General features: G+C 70.1%; 18 protein-coding genes and 1 pseudogene. 9 read left to right on the top strand and 10 right to left on the bottom strand.

All coding sequences use genetic code 11. From position 1 onward, the window contains the following. Window positions 1-123: 123 nt before the first annotated feature. On the bottom strand, window positions 124-306 hold the full coding sequence (locus tag H0X00_RS01725; protein WP_293766949.1) for an RGCVC family protein: 183 nt from the start codon (window positions 304-306) through the stop codon (window positions 124-126). A gap of 85 nt (window positions 307-391) precedes the next feature. Continuing rightward, the gene (locus H0X00_RS01720; protein WP_293766947.1) at window positions 392-1,282 is read right to left on the bottom strand and encodes an alpha/beta hydrolase; all 891 of its coding nucleotides are present in this window, start codon (window positions 1,280-1,282) and stop codon (window positions 392-394) included. 170 nt (window positions 1,283-1,452) lie between these two features. Between H0X00_RS01720 and H0X00_RS01715 the strand changes: the two genes are divergently transcribed. The 5 genes from H0X00_RS01715 (at window position 1,453) to H0X00_RS01695 (ending at window position 5,447) form a co-directional block, all read left to right on the top strand. Next, entirely contained in the window at window positions 1,453-2,109 is a 657-nt protein-coding gene (locus H0X00_RS01715) for a TetR/AcrR family transcriptional regulator C-terminal domain-containing protein (RefSeq protein WP_293766945.1), read from the top strand. A 59-nt stretch (window positions 2,110-2,168) separates the two neighbouring features. Further along, window positions 2,169-3,491 carry a cytochrome P450 gene (locus tag H0X00_RS01710; protein WP_293766942.1) on the top strand — a complete coding sequence of 441 codons (1,323 nt, stop codon included), beginning with the start codon at window positions 2,169-2,171 and terminating at the stop codon, window positions 3,489-3,491. A 246-nt stretch (window positions 3,492-3,737) separates the two neighbouring features. Next, complete coding sequence (locus tag H0X00_RS01705) at window positions 3,738-4,319, top strand: hypothetical protein (protein WP_293766940.1); 582 nt, start codon at window positions 3,738-3,740, stop codon at window positions 4,317-4,319. An 89-nt stretch (window positions 4,320-4,408) separates the two neighbouring features. After that, entirely contained in the window at window positions 4,409-4,930 is a 522-nt protein-coding gene (locus tag H0X00_RS01700) for a hypothetical protein (protein WP_293766938.1), read from the top strand. Window positions 4,931-4,937: 7 nt separating this feature from the next. Continuing rightward, window positions 4,938-5,447, top strand: coding sequence for a hypothetical protein (locus H0X00_RS01695; RefSeq protein ID WP_293766935.1), 510 nt, complete (start codon window positions 4,938-4,940; stop codon window positions 5,445-5,447). 21 nt (window positions 5,448-5,468) lie between these two features. Here H0X00_RS01695 and H0X00_RS01690 read toward each other — a convergent pair whose 3' ends face one another. Continuing rightward, entirely contained in the window at window positions 5,469-6,836 is a 1,368-nt protein-coding gene (locus tag H0X00_RS01690) for a cystathionine beta-synthase (RefSeq protein ID WP_293766933.1), read from the bottom strand. Window positions 6,837-7,048: 212 nt separating this feature from the next. Between H0X00_RS01690 and H0X00_RS01685 the strand changes: the two genes are divergently transcribed. Continuing rightward, window positions 7,049-8,035, top strand: coding sequence for an SGNH/GDSL hydrolase family protein (locus H0X00_RS01685; protein ID WP_293766931.1), 987 nt, complete (start codon window positions 7,049-7,051; stop codon window positions 8,033-8,035). On the opposite strand, the gene H0X00_RS01680 is transcribed toward H0X00_RS01685, so the two are convergent. Next, complete coding sequence (locus H0X00_RS01680) at window positions 8,032-8,310, bottom strand: hypothetical protein (RefSeq protein WP_293766929.1); 279 nt, start codon at window positions 8,308-8,310, stop codon at window positions 8,032-8,034. The genes H0X00_RS01685 and H0X00_RS01680 overlap by 4 nt on opposite strands. Window positions 8,311-8,629: 319 nt before the next feature. On the opposite strand from H0X00_RS01680, the gene H0X00_RS01675 reads away from it, so the two are divergent. Then, complete coding sequence (locus H0X00_RS01675; RefSeq protein ID WP_293766926.1) at window positions 8,630-8,860, top strand: DUF4287 domain-containing protein; 231 nt, start codon at window positions 8,630-8,632, stop codon at window positions 8,858-8,860. A gap of 84 nt (window positions 8,861-8,944) precedes the next feature. On the opposite strand, the gene H0X00_RS01670 is transcribed toward H0X00_RS01675, so the two are convergent. The 3 genes from H0X00_RS01670 to H0X00_RS01660 form a co-directional block, all read right to left on the bottom strand. Next, window positions 8,945-9,745: a Bax inhibitor-1/YccA family protein gene (locus H0X00_RS01670; protein ID WP_293766924.1), complete on the bottom strand. Its 801-nt coding sequence runs from the start codon at window positions 9,743-9,745 to the stop codon at window positions 8,945-8,947. A gap of 157 nt (window positions 9,746-9,902) precedes the next feature. Continuing rightward, window positions 9,903-10,172, bottom strand: a complete 270-nt coding sequence (locus tag H0X00_RS01665) for a hypothetical protein (RefSeq protein WP_293766922.1) — start codon at window positions 10,170-10,172, stop codon at window positions 9,903-9,905. 202 nt (window positions 10,173-10,374) lie between these two features. Beyond that, complete coding sequence (locus tag H0X00_RS01660) at window positions 10,375-10,707, bottom strand: hypothetical protein (RefSeq protein WP_293766920.1); 333 nt, start codon at window positions 10,705-10,707, stop codon at window positions 10,375-10,377. Window positions 10,708-10,991: 284 nt separating this feature from the next. Here H0X00_RS01660 and H0X00_RS01655 point away from each other — a divergent pair, with 284 nt between their 5' ends. Continuing rightward, complete coding sequence (locus tag H0X00_RS01655) at window positions 10,992-12,068, top strand: DUF1524 domain-containing protein (RefSeq protein WP_293766918.1); 1,077 nt, start codon at window positions 10,992-10,994, stop codon at window positions 12,066-12,068. A 158-nt stretch (window positions 12,069-12,226) separates the two neighbouring features. Beyond that, window positions 12,227-12,811: pseudogene (locus H0X00_RS01650) on the top strand (substrate-binding domain-containing protein); the annotation flags it as partial. Between the two features lie 145 nt (window positions 12,812-12,956). Here the strand turns inward: H0X00_RS01650 and H0X00_RS01645 are convergent. From H0X00_RS01645 to H0X00_RS01635, 3 genes are all read right to left on the bottom strand, one after another. Next, entirely contained in the window at window positions 12,957-13,118 is a 162-nt protein-coding gene (locus tag H0X00_RS01645; RefSeq protein WP_293766916.1) for a hypothetical protein, read from the bottom strand. A gap of 168 nt (window positions 13,119-13,286) precedes the next feature. Further along, window positions 13,287-13,529 (bottom strand): hypothetical protein, encoded by a 243-nt coding sequence (locus tag H0X00_RS01640; RefSeq protein ID WP_293766914.1) that lies wholly within the window; start codon window positions 13,527-13,529, stop codon window positions 13,287-13,289. Window positions 13,530-13,856: 327 nt separating this feature from the next. Continuing rightward, window positions 13,857-14,984, bottom strand: a complete 1,128-nt coding sequence (locus tag H0X00_RS01635) for a phosphotransferase family protein (protein WP_293766912.1) — start codon at window positions 14,982-14,984, stop codon at window positions 13,857-13,859. Window position 14,985: the final 1 nt, after the last annotated feature.

Here is a 14,985-nt window from a genome sequence, read left to right as displayed (position 1 = left end):
GACCGCCCAGCACAGGCCTTGGCAATCTCAGACCCGGCGGGGCGGACACCTGTCGACCCTCGGGTCTGACCGCGCCTCGAGCGCCTCGGTGCGCCCCGCCACCCGGCCTTGTTCAGCAGGCTCCTAGCGACGGTCGTAGCTGCGCGCCACGACGTCAGGACCCACCGGGCAGGTGCACGGCCGCGCCAGCGCTTCGGACAGCGTGACGCGGCAGTACCGGGCGGCCACCACGTCGTGCTGGGTGTCGGTGTGGCCGCAGTGGCACAGGTCGGTCGCCTGGGTCGGGCTGGATGTCGGCGTGGTCATCTGAACTCCCGCTGGACTGGTCAGAACCAGGTCCGCGTGCCTGGGGCACCGCACCTCACGTGTTCTGCAGGCTACGCCTGCCCGATCAGAGGTGCTTGACGAGGAAGTCCCGGGCCGGGCCGGACGCGCCTTCGAAGCCCGAGACGTAGGCGTCGAAGTGCCCGCCGGGCAGGAGCACCAGTTGCTTCGGCTCCAACGCCTGCTCGTACGCCTTCAGCGCGAGGTGAGCTGGCGTCAGGTGGTCCTCGCGCGCGACCAGCATCAGTAACGGGGTCGGGCTGATCCGGGTGACGTAAGAGACGGGCTCGTACTCGCCGAGCATCTCGACCGTCCGCAGCGTGACCTCGTTCTTCCAGGACGGGGCGCGCTTCTCCCCCGTCGTGGTGAACCAGGCCCAGGAGTCCGCGGTCGGTAGCGCCGAGGGCGCCATCGGGTCCTCGGCGACCACCGGCACGTACATCGGCGGCTCACCGGCGAAGCGGGCGACACGGTCGGCGTCGAACATCGCCCGGAAGCCGGCGCGCAGATCCGCGCGCACCAGCTCACCGATGTTCGCCGAACCGCTGGCCAACGGCACCTGGGACACGACGGCCTTGATCCGCCGGTCGATCGCGCCGAGCACGAGCACGTGCCCACCGGAGTAGCTGGAGCCCCAGACCCCGATCCGGTCCGAGTCGACCTCGGGCAGGGTGGCGGCGTAGGTGATCGCGGTCCGGTAGTCCCGCACCTGCGCCCACGGGTCGGTCTCGCAGCGGGGCTCGCCGTCACTGGCGCCGTAGTTGCGGTGGTCGAAGACGAGTGCGTTGATGCCCGCGGCGGCGAAGACCTCGGCGAAGGCGTCCAGGTACATCTCCTTCACCGCGGAGAATCCGTGCGCCATCACCACGGTGGGGCCGGGGCCAGGCGTGGCGGCGTAGAACCAACCGCGCAGCGTGACGCCCTCGGCGTCGAATTCGATGTCACGTCGACCGGTCATGTCGCCTCCGAGGATGGGCACCGTTGCTCCGTCGCCACCCTGACACGACGAAGCCCCCGGCCGCGATGGCCGGGGGCCTTCACATCGTGGGGCCGAGAAGGCCAGGACATCCGCCCGCGGGTATACCCGGGGGATGTGGTGCCGGAATCCAGTCGCGCCATACTTCAGAGGTGGCCGGCATCGTCGAGAACGACCGCGCCCGGCTGTCCCGGGAGGCGATCGTCGCGACCGCGATCCGGCTCATCGAGGCCGAGGGCGAGGCGGCCGCGTCGATGCGGCGGATCTCCGCCGAACTCGGCGTCGCTGCGATGTCGCTGTACAACCACGTGCCGAACAAGGCCGCCCTGCTGGACGCCATCGGCGAGCACGTCCGGGCCCAGATCCTGCTGCCCACCGACCCCGACCTGGCCTGGGAGCAGCGCGCCCGGGTGCTGATGCGCGCGTTCCGCGACGTCGTCGAACAGTACCCGCGCTGCATCGAGCTGATGATGGCCCGCGCCCCCGCCTCCCTGGTCGGACTGGAACCACTGGAGTACGCCCTGGAGATGGCCGAGCAGGCCGGCTTCACCGGCCGGGACGCCCTCCGGGTGGTCCGCGCCTTTGTCGCCTACGCGGTCGGCGCGACCACCACGGCCGGGCACCGGGCGCGCGCGATCGAAGCGATGCAGTTGGAGGCCGGCGGGGAACTGTCCGAGCCGCCCGGGATCGAGAAGTTTCCCCGGATCAACAACCTCGGCCTGGACCTGTTCGCGGTCGACGAGTCCGACTTCGAGTTCGGGCTCGACCTGATGATCCAGACGGTCACCCAGTTGCGCGCAGGTCGTTGACCTTGGACCACCCTGGACTTACAGTGTAAGTCCACTAGGACCCAGGCAGGGAGGCCGCCATGGCGGTCAAGTCGGCAGTTCGGTGGGGCGTGCGGCACGGGTTGGCGCAGGTCGCCATCAAGAAGGGCGCGAAGCGCGGCGACGCGCACGGGCGCCTGGTCACGGGCGGCAGCGGCATCGACCCGCACCCCATCTACGACGAGATGCGCGCCAAGGGCCCGGTCGTGATGGGCGCGTTCGCGATGGTGACCGCCCGCCACGGCGTGATCAGCGAGATCCTCAAGAGCGACGACTTCGGCGCCGGCCTGCCCCTGGAGGCCCTGCCGCGCCCGCTGGCCGCGATCGGCAAGTGGGCCCGGGACCCGCGCAATCCCGGGCCGGTCGACCCGCCGTCCCTGCTGGTGATCGACGGCGTGGACCACATGCGCCTGCGCAAGCTGGTCAGCCGGGCATTCACCGCCCGCGCGGTGGAGGCGATCGGCACCGACATCGAGACCGTCGCGAGCGAATTGCTGGACCGCCTCGCCCGCGAGCACCCTGGCGGCGGCCGCGTGGACCTCGTGACCGAGTACGCCCACCTGCTGCCGGTGCAGATCATCGCCAAGATCCTCGGCGTCCCGCTCGCGATGCAGGACCAGTTGCTCGCCTGGGGCGACGACCTGGCCGCCAGCCTGGATATCGGCCTGCCCTACCGCCAGTTCCGCCGGTCGGAGAAGGCGCTGTCCGAGCTGAACGACTGGCTGCGGGAGCACTGCGCCCAGCTGCGCCGGAATCCGGGCGACGACCTGCTCAGCCGAGTCGTGCTGGCCGGTCAGGACGATGGCACCGAACTTCGCGACCAGGAGCTGACCGCCCTGGCCGGGCTGGTGCTCGCGGCCGGGTTCGAGACCACCGTCAACCTGATCGGCAACGGTGCGGTGCTGCTCTTCGAGCACCCCGAGCAGCTCGAGATCCTGCGCGCGGACCCGTCGCTGTGGCGCAACGCCGTCGAGGAGACTTTGCGTTTCGACTCACCGGTGCAGAACACAGCCCGTCACGCCGTCCGCGACACCACGGTGGAGGGGGTGCCGATCTCCCGGCACGTCCTGGTCGCCTTGATGCTGGCCGGCGCCAACCGCGACCCGGCGGTCTTCACCGACCCGCACACCTTCGACGTGACCCGGGCCAACGCCAAGGACCACTTGGCCTTCTCCGCCGGCCCGCACTACTGCCTGGGCGCCGCCCTGGCCCGGATGGAGGGCGAGATCGGGCTGCGCAAGCTTTTCGACCGCTTCCCCGACCTGGCCGCTGACGGACCGGCCCGCCGCCGTCCGACCCGGCTGCTGCACGGCTGGGCGTCGGTCCCGGTCCGGCTGGGCAGTGCGGTCGCCGCCGCTGCCTGAGCTCTGCCAAGCCAGCCTGAACTCAGCTCAACAGCACTCTGCGTCACCGCCGCCCGCCCGGGACGTATCGGGACGTTCCTGGGCGTTAATGAACATTTCCGACAGCTCCGCCGAAAAGTACTCGGCTTTGGGCGAACCTTTCCCTTCCTCGAGTGATCCTGCGTAGGCCACACCGTTCACAGGAGAGCCCTGGGATCACACGCCCCGGGCCGCTTCTGGTCGCTTCTCCCGCGAAGGACCTCCGGCATGAGTCGCCCGCCCTACCGGCCGACCCCCACCCAGGTCACGCAGCCCCGGCGCTCCCGCGTCCGCCGCGCGGCCCGGATGACGGTCGGCGTCACCCTCCTCCTGGCCGTCGCGACCGGCGTCACCGTCGGCGCCGCCGCCTACTCCAAGAATTCCGCCACCGACAGCGCCGCGGTGGCGCCGACCTCGGCGGAGTCCTCCACCGCGGACGTCCGGGACACCGACGTCGCGAGCAACGACCAGGAAGCCCGGGACCTGGCCGAGATGGGCCAGTCCCGCGAGGTCATCCCCGGCGTCTCGGTGAAGATCGGTGAGCTGCGGACCTACACCGACCCGACCGGCCTCCGCGCGACGACGCTGCCGCTCCAGGTGGTCAACACCGGTGCGCTCACCCGGTCCGTCGACATCACCATCGTGGCGATCTCGGACAAGGGCGAGGTCATCACCACCGACATCGGCACCGCCGCGAACCTGCGGCCGGGCCAGTTCGCCGAGGTCCAGGTGCTGGAGCTCGTCGACAACGCCATGGCCGAGCAGCTCGCCGGCGCGACCTTCCGGATCGAAGAGGCCTACGCCTACTAGGCCGGTCCGCTCCTGCTCCACCCTTCGGCGAGCCCACCGGCGTGGACTGGCTCTGCCCTGCCATGATGCGCCCGAGCATCGGAGGGCACATGGGGCAGTTCAGGCGCATCGGCAGCGGCGGCGTGGTCGCGGCGGTCGTGCTGGGCGCGATCCTGGCGTCCGGCGCCGGGGACTCGCGCGCGGCGGATAGTCCGGACGGGGCCCCGCTGACGATGCAGTTCGGCGCGGTCACGGTGCAGAGCATCCGGCTCAACGTCGGCGTCCCGGCAGCCAGCACCGGTGACCGGCTGATCTTCTCCCACACCCTTACCAAGGACGGGAAGACCGTGGGCCTGTCCGGCCTCGAGTGCGCGCTGACCTCGGTGACCACGTCCAAGCCCAAGGGCGCGAAGAAGCCCGTCACCAGCGCCCGCTCGCACTGCGTGGCTACGATCGTCCTGACGGACGGTCAGATCGCGGCCCAGGGCCTGACCGACCTCACCGACCCCGGGGGCAACTTCGAGCTGGCCGTCACCGGCGGCACCGGCAAGTACTCCGGGGCCGCCGGAACGCTGCGCAAGGCCGGCGGCAAGGACAAGGGCACCTACACCGTCGACATCATCACCGGCTGAGCTCTCGATGAAGAAGCAGTTGATCACCATCGTCGGTGTGGCCACCGCAGCCGCACTGGTCATCGGCCCCTTGGCGCTCGCCCGCAAGGACGACGCGACAGTGGTCGGGCCGACGCCGCGGGTGTTCGACGCCAAGGAGCAGGACAGCAAGGACCGCGACATCCGTCCGGTCGGGTCGGCCAGCCTCGGCGACGAGTTCTTCCTCAGCCAGTCCCTCTCCGAGGGTGGCGCCCTGGTGGGCAGCGCGGACACCACCTGCACCTTCGTCCGGGTGGTGCGCGAGGCCGGTGCCGCCACCCCGCTCGCGGTCAGCGTCCAGTGCGGCGGCGTCGCCAAGATCGGCCCGGACGTGCTGACCTTTCAGGGCCTGAACTCGTTCATGCCCAACTCCCCCACCCAGAGCCGGTTCGCCGTCACCGGCGGCACCGGCGCCTTCGCCGACGCCAAGGGCGAGGTCCGGGTCACCGAGACCGGCCAGGGCACCAGCGCGATCGCCGTCGAACTCCTCGACGCTTGACCCAACGGATGACATCCGTTGTTAGGAGGCGAGGTAGCCCAGTAGGTCCTGTCGGGTGATCACGCCGCGCGGCTTGCCGTCGACCAGGACGACCAGGGCGCCGGCGTGCTCGAGCTCGTGGACGGCCACGGAGACCGGTTCGCCCGAGCCGATGATCGGCAGCGGCTTACTCATGTGCTGCTCGAGGCGGTCGGACAGGGACGCGGCGCCGGCGAAGAGCTTGTCGAGCAGGTCCTTCTCCCCGACCGAGCCGACGATCTCGGCAGCCATCACCGGCGGCTCGGCGCGGACCACCGGCATCTGCGAGACGCCGTACTCGCGGATGACGTCGATGGCCTCGCGCACGGTCTCGTTCGGGTGCATGTGCACGAACTCCGGGACCGGGCTGCCGGCCTTGCGGGCCAGCACCTCGCCGACGGTGACCTCGCCGCCCGCGGAGATGAAGCCGTAGTCGGCCATCCACTCGTCGTTGAAGATCTTCGACAGGTAACCGCGCCCGGAGTCCGGCAGCAGCACCACGATCACGTCGTCCGGGCCGGCCTTCTCCGCCGCCCGCAGCGCACCGACGACGGCCATCCCGCACGAGCCTCCGACCAGCAGCCCCTCCTCGCGGGCGAGGCGGCGGGTCAGCGTGAAGGAGTCGGCGTCGGAGATCGCGTAGATCTCGTCCGCGATGCCCTGGTCGTAGGTGCTCGGCCAGAAGTCCTCGCCGACGCCTTCGACCAGGTACGGCCGGCCGGTGCCCCCGGAGTACACCGAGCCCTCGGGGTCGGCGCCGATCACCTTCACTGCGCCGTTCGAGACCTCCTTGAGGTACTTCCCGACCCCGGAGATGGTGCCGCCGGTGCCCATGCCCGCGACGAAGTGCGTGATCCGGCCGTCGGTCTGCTCCCAGATCTCCGGCCCCGTCGTCTCATAGTGCGAGCGCGGGTTGTTCGGGTTGGAGTACTGGTCGGGCTTCCAGGCGCCGGCGATCTCGCGGACCAGCCGGTCGGAGGTTTGGTAGTACGAGCGCGGGTCCTCGGGCGCCACGGCGGTCGGGCAGACCACGACCTCGGCGCCGTACGCGCGCAGGGTGTTGATCTTGTCGGTGCTGACCTTGTCGGGCACCACGAACACGCACTGGTAGCCACGCTGCTGGGCGACCAGGGCCAGCCCGACGCCGGTGTTGCCGGAGGTGGGCTCGACGATCGTGCCGCCCGGGAGAAGTGCCCCACTTTGTTCCGCGGCGTCGATCATCCGGGTGGCGATGCGGTCCTTCACCGACCCGCCGGGATTGAAGTACTCGACCTTCGCCAGCACGGTCGGAGCCAGTCCCTCGGTGACGCGATGGAGCTTTACCAGCGGGGTGTTCCCCACGAGGTCGATCAGTGACTCCACGTAGCGCACGCGCTTACCTCCAAGGCCGATCGGCCGATTGATGGATCACCCGAACGTCTCGACCTTCGTCAGGACTGTGCAACGGAATGTCAATTGCCCAACGTCACCCTAGGCCCGGCACCCACATTGGTGACCCGGAGCACAACGGGTGGCACATCACCAGTTGAGGACCGGACGAACGATCGAGCCGGGGGGCTCTTCGCACGTCGAGGAGGTGCGCGATGACGCGTAACTTGGGCACGCGGCTGCTGCAGGCAGCCGCGCTGGGAACGACCGGGGTAGCACTCACCGGCGGTGCGCTGGCCGGTGTGCTGATGACCGAGGCCAAGCTGGCACGGCACTGGGTCGGCAAGCCCAAGGGCGAGCCGGCGTTCGCCGACGGCCTCTACGGCTCCGGCCCGGGCCGCCAACTCACCATGGCCATGCTCGGTGACTCGATGGCCGCCGGTCTCGGCGTCGCCACTCCCGAAGAGACTCCGGCCGCGCTGATCGCCCAGGGCCTGTCCGAGCGCGCGAACGCTCCCGTGCGGCTGACCAACGTCGCCCTCGTCGGCGCCCAGAGCACCGACCTGGACCGTCAGGTCACCCTTGCCCTCGCCGCCCGCGCCGACGTAGCGATGATCATGATCGGCGCCAACGACGTCACCCACCGGATCCAGCCCTCGCTGTCCTGCGCGATGTTGCAGGCCGCGGTCCGCCGGCTCCGTGAGGCCGGCTGCGAGGTCGTGGTCGGGACCTGCCCGGATCTGGGCACCATCGAGCCGATCGCCCAGCCGCTGCGCTACCTGGCCCGGCGCTGGAGCCGCCAGCTGGCCGCAGCCCAGACCATCGTGGTCGTCGAGAACGGCGGCCGGACGGTCTCGCTCGGCGACCTGTGCGCGACGGCCTTCGTGTCCAATCCGCGGGAGATGTTCTCCGACGACCGCTTTCACCCCTCGGCCGCGGGCTACGCCGCCGCCGCGATGGCGGTGCTGCCGTCGGTCTGTGCCGCGCTCGGCTTCGTCCCGGCGGCCGAGATCGTCATCGACCCGACCCGCGAGGAAGAAATGCTCCCGGTGGCCATCGCGGCCGTCGAGGCCGTCGACCGCCCGGGCACCGAGGTCGCACCGGTCGGGGCCGTTCGCTCCGACGGTGGCCGTCGCTGGGCGCTGCTCAAGCACCGTCGCCGGCACGAGCTGCCCGAGGACGCGACCGCCAACGCCGCTTAGGCCTCGGCGCGGACCCGCTCCGCTTGGCCTGTGAGGGCCTCCAGCACGGCCGCCAAGGGCTGCCGCGCGGCTTCCCACCAGATCTGCGTCGCCGGGTCCAGACCGGCGCCGGCGGCGCTCAGATCGTGGGCGGTGACCGCGACCTGGTCGGCGACCGCGAAGACGCCCAGGATCGGCACGGTGCGCTCCGCGGGCGGCGCCGAGGCGTCCCGGCCGGTGATGCCGGCCGCCGCATCGGCCAGCGCCTGGGCCAGCTCCCGACCGGCTGGGGCCACTCTGTTAAGGCGGCTCTCAGGTAGACGTCGTAATCGGTCGGCGACGTCGGTCAGGGCGTGACCGAGGGTGTCCAGGGCATGGCCATCTGCCTCCTCCGAATGGCCCCGTGTGGTCACGGAAACCGAGGGTATGACTGCCATTGCGCCCCGCCCGCCGACGGCGCGGGCGGGGCCGCCTAATTTTCACGGGAAAAGCCCCAGTCGACCGGCGCGCAAACCTTGTGCGTCCGGGCGGTGACAGGCACCCTGGTACCACCGGCAAGCCCAGTTCGTTCGTACGTTCGGTCTACCCCGATTACGCGACGTGAGAGGCGGTCCCATGTCCCTACACCACTCCGAGGAGACGCACCAAAACCTGTTGGCTCGAGTTCCCGAGCGCACAGGTCGCGAACTTCCCGAGTGGTTCCGCGAACTCGAGGACGGCCCGTCCTTCCTCCGGTTCGACGACAAGGTGACCTGGCTGCAGGACGAGCATGGCATCGCCCACGGCCACGCAACCGCGATCGTGCACGAGCACGATCTGAAGCGCGCGCACCGCTCGTTCCTCTAGAGCAGTTCGAAGCGGAGCGAGCACCCACAACGCGAAGCGGCCCCCGACCTTCAGGTCGGGGGCCGCTGTCGTTTGTCGCTGTGATCAGTCGCCGCGCAGGCTGCTGAGCAGGCGCAGCATCTCGATGTAGATCCACACCACGGTGACGGTGAGCCCGAAGGCCGCGCGCCACGCCTCGATCTCCGGCGCACCGGCGCGGACGCCGCGCTCGACGAGGTCGAAGTCCATGGCGAGCATGAACGCGCCGAGGCACACACCGATCGCACCGATCGCGACGCCCATCGGGCCGCCCCAGGTGTCGACGCCGCTGCCGAACGCGCTGAACACCAGGTTGAACAGCAGCAGGCCGACGAAGGCGAGCATCGCCGCGAGAACGACCTTCTGCATCCGGGCGGTCACCCGAACCCGGCCGCTCTTGTAGAGCCCCAGCATCACGGCGAAGACGATCGCGGTGCCGGCGACGGCCTGGATCGCGACGCCTTCGAGGTTCGGCCGGCTCGCCTCAAGCGCGTGTGAGAACGCCCCGAGGAAAACGCCCTCGACGGCCGCGTAGGCGATGATCAGCGGCGGGCTGGGAACCTTCTTGAACACGTTCACCATCGCCAGGCCGAAGCCGATCAGCATCGCGACGATCGCCAGGCCGAAGCCGAGGTCCGCGGCCCAGGCGAGAACGCCGGTGCTGATCGCAATCACCAGCAGCAGGCCGGTGCGCGCGACTACGTCGTCGACGGTCATGGGACGGGACGACGGCGGCGCCGGGGGACCCGACGGCGCCCTCGTGTAGCTGATCGCCCCCGGGGCGGGCTGCGGGTCGTCACGGAACGTGGCGTAGCCGTTCCGGCTGAACACGTCCTGGCGGGAGAGAACCGGGTTCGAGCTCTGCATGAGAGGGGCACCTCCGTGGGCCCGCAGGGTGCTGGGCTGTTTTCCCAGCGTAGACGCCTGCTAGCACGTCAACGCGGAGCCACCCTCAGGGGTTCCGCGGCGGACCTGTGAGCTGAGCCTCAGGGCTGCGACGTTTGGGGCTCTTCGGGGGCCGGCCTCACGGCTGGGCGGCGCTGGCGGCGTCGGCCTGCGCGATGAGTAGGGCGGCCAGGCGGCGGGCCTCGTCCGGGAGCAGGTAGCTGGACAGCTCCAGGTAGCGCCCGGCTTCGTCGGTGTCGGCCTGGTCGGTGAGGCCGAGGACCACGTAGTGGGTCTCTTCCTCGGTGTCCGGGTCCATCTCGTGGCCGCCGACCGTCAGGTACGTGCGGTGATCGTCCTTGGGGATCAAGGCAGCGCTGTAGTCGGTCGGGCTGACGATTTCGCTCATCTGGGCCTCACCCGCTGTCAGGCGTCCTTGTTCGACCGGGGCTTGATCAAAAAGTGCCATCTACCTGCACGAATACGCGTTAATGGGTATCACAAAATTTCGATGATCGTGCTCGCGCCACGCCGCAGCGTGAGGTAGGTGCGCCGGAAACGCAGGAAGGCCCCGGACCTGGTCCGGGGCCTTCCTGGTGTCTGTTGCTTTCTCAGCCGGTGCGCTGCTGGCCGATCAGGCGCCGCTGCGCCGTGTCCCAGCGCGCCCAGGCCTGGTCCAGGCTGACGGCCATCTCTTCCAGGCTCAGGCCACCGTGCGTGCTCTCGCCGGCCTGGGTGGTCTTGGTGATCGCGCCCAGCACGTGCACGACCTCGGAGTACGCCATGGCGGCGTCTTCCAGGTCACGCGCGTCCTGCAGCGGGTCCTCGGGCTTGCGCTGGCCGACGATTTGCGCCGCCGGTGCCGGCGTCACAGCCTCGGATACCTCGGCCACGAGCTCGCCGCGGGACCGGCCCCTACCCAGGATCCTGGTCTTTCCGCTCATCTGAAGCCCCCTTCAGGCCGGCTGGCGCCGGTACCCATCGTGACGTACTCGGCACTCTTCGCCGCGTACTTGACAGTGGTGTCGCGAAACGGGGTGTCTGCGCTTCGCGCGCCAACCGCTCCCCAACGGTCGAATGCGCACGAGCTGCGTTGCCCCAGGTGTCCAGATTGCTCCTGATTCACCCTTCACGGATCCGCCGTCCGGGCACAAGGGCACTCATCCGTTCGGACCACTCTTGGCGTCACGACGCGTTATCGCGACCTGCGGCCCCGATCATGGGTCCCGTGACCCGACGCCGCCCGACCCTCGCTGCCCTCGCCCTGGCGGGAGCCGTGTTCGCCCTCGGCGCGTGCGGCTCCGATTCCGGGTCGGTGACCGGCGCCGCGCCTGCTCCCCCGACCGCGATCGCCACCCCCGAGCGGACCCTTGACGTCACCGAGGTCGAGCCCTCGGCCACCTCCGCGTCCGACGTTGAGTCCACCGCGACCGCTGTGCCCACGGACGACGAGCCCTCCGCCGACGACACCGCCGCCCCGGCGCCGACCGCCCTGGAGCCGACCTCCTCGGCGGCACCCGGCTCCGGCACCGCCCGGGCCCTGCTGGCGACGCTCGCGGTGAAGGGCCGCGCGGCGCAGACCGGGTACGAGCGTGAGGAGTACGGCCAGGCCTGGGCCGACGTCGACCGCAACGGCTGCGACACCCGCAACGACATCCTGCGCCGCGACCTGCGCTCGTTGGTGTTCAAGCCCGGGACCCGGGACTGCGTCGTGGCCTCCGGCCTGCTCGAGCCCGAGCCCTACACGGGCGCCCGGATCGACTTCCTGCGCGGAGAGACGACCAGCACCGCGGTGCAGATCGACCACGTCGTCGCGCTCGCGGATTCCTGGGTGAGCGGCGCGTTGGGCTGGGATGAACGTAAGCGGATCGCGTTCGGCAACGACCCGCTGAACCTGCTCGCCGTCGACGGCCCGGCCAACTCCCAGAAGGGCGCCGGCGACGCCGCCACCTGGCTGCCGCGCTCGTCGTACCGCTGCACCTACATCGCCCGCCAGATCGCGGTGAAGGCGAAGTACGAGCTGTGGGTCAAGCCGGCCGAGCGGGACGCGATGTCGCGCATCCTCGACACCTGCCCTGGGGAGAAGGCCCCGTCCTACGGCCCGGTCGAGCTCCCGCCGCCGGGCCTCGGCTCGGCCGCGCCCGCTGCACCGGTCGAGACGCCCAAGCCCGCGGCGGGCACCGACCCGCGCTTCCCGTACTGCACGGACGCGAAGAAGGCCGGCTACGGCCCGTACGTCGAGGGCGAAGACCCCGAGTACGGCTGGTACCGCGACGCCGACAGCGACGGGATCGTCTGCGAGTAGCCGGGCTAGGCCGGTGACTCGGCGGGGGCCAGCAAGGTCGTTTGAGCGTGCTGGGAGCGAACGAGAAGCGCCGGTGGACCGGCTCTGGCGGAGGCGAATGAGACCAAAAGTGAGACCGGCCTTCCGCGCCCCGATGAGCGGCCGGGACCCGTGGAAGCTTTCCGGCCCTGCGGGCGCTCGCCGCTCACGACGCCGACGGCGCCGCGATCCACCTGCGCCACCACACCGGCGAATACAACGCACCCTTCGCCCGCGCGCTCCTACGCGGACGCGACCCTCACCTGCTCAGCCTGTGGCAACGAGAACAGGGCATCCTCGTTCCGCGCGGCAACCCCCAGGGCATCGGCTCGCCCGCCGACCTGCGCGACCGCCGCGTCGCCAAACGCGAACAAGGCGCAGGTACCCGGGTGCTGCTCGACCAGGTCCTCATCGAGGCCGGCATCGCCCCGGAGAATGTGGGCGGCCCCGAGTTCCACTCCCACCTCGAGGTTGCCCTGGCCGTGGCCTCCGGCATCGCCGACGCCGGCATCGCACTCCGCGCGGCCGCCGTCGACCTCGACCTCGACTTCATCCCGCTGACCTGGGAGCACTACGACCTCGTCCTGCCCGGCGACGCTCTTGGCGCCGCCGAACCCATCATCCGAGCGGCACGGCTCGCGAGTACCCGCACCGCCATCGCCCAACTCCCCGGCTACACCGCCGACAACCTCGGCTCCATCGCGCCAATCACCGCAGCCGACTGACCCGCGCGCGATCCGGCCGACCAGGTTTCTCAAACCCGCACTGATCCGTGAATGAACCTCAGCCAGGCGCGCGGCAGCTCCCGGGCGCAGCCCGGGTCGTTCTGGCGGGGTGCGGGTCCTTCCTCGGCCCGCGGGTGAGGGTGGGTCAGCTGGCGTGGTCGAGGGCCACGGTGTGCCCGAGGCGTTCGAGCTGTGCCACGAGCCGGCGGGTCTGGGCCTGGCGATCGACGGGTTTGGTGAAGTAGTCCGGGCCCAGGTCGCGGTAGGGCTCGTCGCGCTCGAGGGCCTCCCGCACCCGGTCGCCCATGAGCTGGATCCTGTATCTGGTGCAGTCGACGTCTGCGGACGAAACAGTCCACAGTGTGCTCCGCCCGCACCCTGAAAGCACCTGACGGACAACGCATTCACGTCACCGACACCCTCGCCCGCCAGGCGGCCGAGCGGATAGGCCGGGCGCTCTGGGACTGAGCAATCGTCAGATGTCGATGCAGTACGCCAGGAATGACGCCGGGACCGCCCACGCGCCCGTCTCGGTCGTGGCGCTGGTGTCGAGCACCGTGCGGGTGGCCAAAACGCCCAGGTGCTCACTCGCGTTGACGGTGACCGCTTCGCCGGCCCAGCGGCCGGCATCGGTGTACTTGCCTTCGATGGCAACGGGGGCGAGCCTCGGGCCGATGAAGTCGATCTCCTTACGGGATGGCGTGCGCTGGTACAGCACTTGGTCGAACGAGGCGAACGCGCCAGGTGCGGCCGCCTCGGCCGAGCGGCAAGTTTCGTGCGCGACGTTCGGGCCTGTTCGCCGCGGTCCAATCGTCGAGGGCGGTGGCCTGCGGGAACATGCCTGTCGCGGTCCATGACTGTCCGAGAGGATCCGCCACGACCAGATACCGGTTGTGACATCGGCGTGACATCGATTGCCGGGCAGGCGGGGACGTACTGCAACTTGAAACCCCAGCGAGCACCTCGACCCGAAGCGGTCCGTGTTGGTGGCTGCACCACGCCCTGGGGTTGTCGCACGGCTCCGGGGTGCCAGCGCCCGGCTGTCTCAGTTCTGGGCGCGATTCAGTTGGAGCGCGGTCACATCGCCTTGAGTCGACTCGAAGCCCATCACCTTGGCCAGGGTCTGGACGAGCGGGTTGTTGTCGACCAGGTCAGAGTCCGGGGGCAGGGCGCCGACCTCGATCATGACCGCGCAGTAACGGACGAAGATCAGTGCGCTGCGCAGCCCCGCGTAGCGAACGTGGAAGTCGAGGTCGCGCACCCGGTAGTCGGTGATCGCCTGGTAGATCGCGACGGTTTCGGCGGCGTCCGGGATACCGGCCGGCAGCGGGATGCCGTAGCCCTCGGAGAACATCGTCTGGGTGAAGATCCACCAGCCCAGGTCGAGTTCACGGCTCCCGAGGCAGGCGAGTTCCCAGTCCAGGACCGCGGCCACCGACAGGTCGTCCCCGATCAACAGGTTCCCCGGCCTGGCATCGCCCCAGTTCAGGACCACGTCTGGCTCGACCGAGGGGAGGTTCTCCCGGACCCAGGCGAAGGTCGCGTCGATCACCGGATGCGGCCGATCACCTGCGCGGGCCCAGTCGTAGTAGTTCTCGAAGTACGCGACCGATTGGGCCAGCGGCGAGGAGGCCAGCCCTGGGCGGTCCAGCTGCTCCAGTCCGCACGCCTTCCAGTCCACCGCATGGACAGACGCGAGAGCCTGCAGGCCGGCCTCGAACATCAACCGGCGCTCGTCCGCCGACAGTTCGGTCACCCATCCCTGGGCCATGTACGGCGGGTCGTCGGCGGGCACCCGGCCGTGCACCCGTTCCATGACGAAAAACGGCTCGCCGAACACGTTCGCGGCGGTCTCCAGCCACGTCATCCGCGGCACCGGGACGGCGGATTCCTCCGCCAGGGTCTTGATGAGCTGGAACTGACCGGCGAGGTCGTAGTTGGGGAACAGCTGCGGCCCGCTGGGCGCGAACCGGGCTACGAACTCGCGTTCCTCCCGGCGGCCGGACGCGGTCCACGACGCCCGGAAGAAGATCGTCTCGTTGGAGAATCCGCTCGATCCCGGCGTCGACAGCTCGCTGACCTCAAGTTCGCCCGCGTCGGGGAGCTTGACGGCCAACCAGGACGTGAGGTGCGAGCGGGTCTGCTCGAGATCTCCTCGGGTGAGCAGTGCCATC

The sequence above is a fragment of the Sporichthya sp. genome, assembly GCF_013815995.1.
In the GTDB taxonomy this organism is placed as follows: domain Bacteria; phylum Actinomycetota; class Actinomycetes; order Sporichthyales; family Sporichthyaceae; genus Sporichthya.
Note: the sequence above shows the minus strand (reverse complement) of the source record. Positions and strands in the feature narration are given on the sequence as shown.

What these genes read in the sequence shown, in the direction of transcription:
- H0X00_RS01665 (WP_293766922.1), bottom strand. Translation starts at nt 10,172, where the DNA reads ATGAGCGAAATCGTCAGCCCGACCGACTACAGCGCTGCCTTGATCCCC.
- H0X00_RS01675 (WP_293766926.1), top strand. Translation starts at nt 8,630, where the DNA reads ATGTCCCTACACCACTCCGAGGAGACGCACCAAAACCTGTTGGCTCGA.
- H0X00_RS01670 (WP_293766924.1), bottom strand. Translation starts at nt 9,745, where the DNA reads ATGCAGAGCTCGAACCCGGTTCTCTCCCGCCAGGACGTGTTCAGCCGG.
- H0X00_RS01645 (WP_293766916.1), bottom strand. Translation starts at nt 13,118, where the DNA reads ATGGGCGACCGGGTGCGGGAGGCCCTCGAGCGCGACGAGCCCTACCGC.
- H0X00_RS01710 (WP_293766942.1), top strand. Translation starts at nt 2,169, where the DNA reads ATGGCGGTCAAGTCGGCAGTTCGGTGGGGCGTGCGGCACGGGTTGGCG.
- H0X00_RS01700 (WP_293766938.1), top strand. Translation starts at nt 4,409, where the DNA reads ATGGGGCAGTTCAGGCGCATCGGCAGCGGCGGCGTGGTCGCGGCGGTC.
- H0X00_RS01695 (WP_293766935.1), top strand. Translation starts at nt 4,938, where the DNA reads ATGAAGAAGCAGTTGATCACCATCGTCGGTGTGGCCACCGCAGCCGCA.
- H0X00_RS01720 (WP_293766947.1), bottom strand. Translation starts at nt 1,282, where the DNA reads ATGACCGGTCGACGTGACATCGAATTCGACGCCGAGGGCGTCACGCTG.
- H0X00_RS01685 (WP_293766931.1), top strand. Translation starts at nt 7,049, where the DNA reads ATGACGCGTAACTTGGGCACGCGGCTGCTGCAGGCAGCCGCGCTGGGA.
- H0X00_RS01705 (WP_293766940.1), top strand. Translation starts at nt 3,738, where the DNA reads ATGAGTCGCCCGCCCTACCGGCCGACCCCCACCCAGGTCACGCAGCCC.
- H0X00_RS01635 (WP_293766912.1), bottom strand. Translation starts at nt 14,984, where the DNA reads ATGGCACTGCTCACCCGAGGAGATCTCGAGCAGACCCGCTCGCACCTC.
- H0X00_RS01725 (WP_293766949.1), bottom strand. Translation starts at nt 306, where the DNA reads ATGACCACGCCGACATCCAGCCCGACCCAGGCGACCGACCTGTGCCAC.
- H0X00_RS01660 (WP_293766920.1), bottom strand. Translation starts at nt 10,707, where the DNA reads ATGAGCGGAAAGACCAGGATCCTGGGTAGGGGCCGGTCCCGCGGCGAG.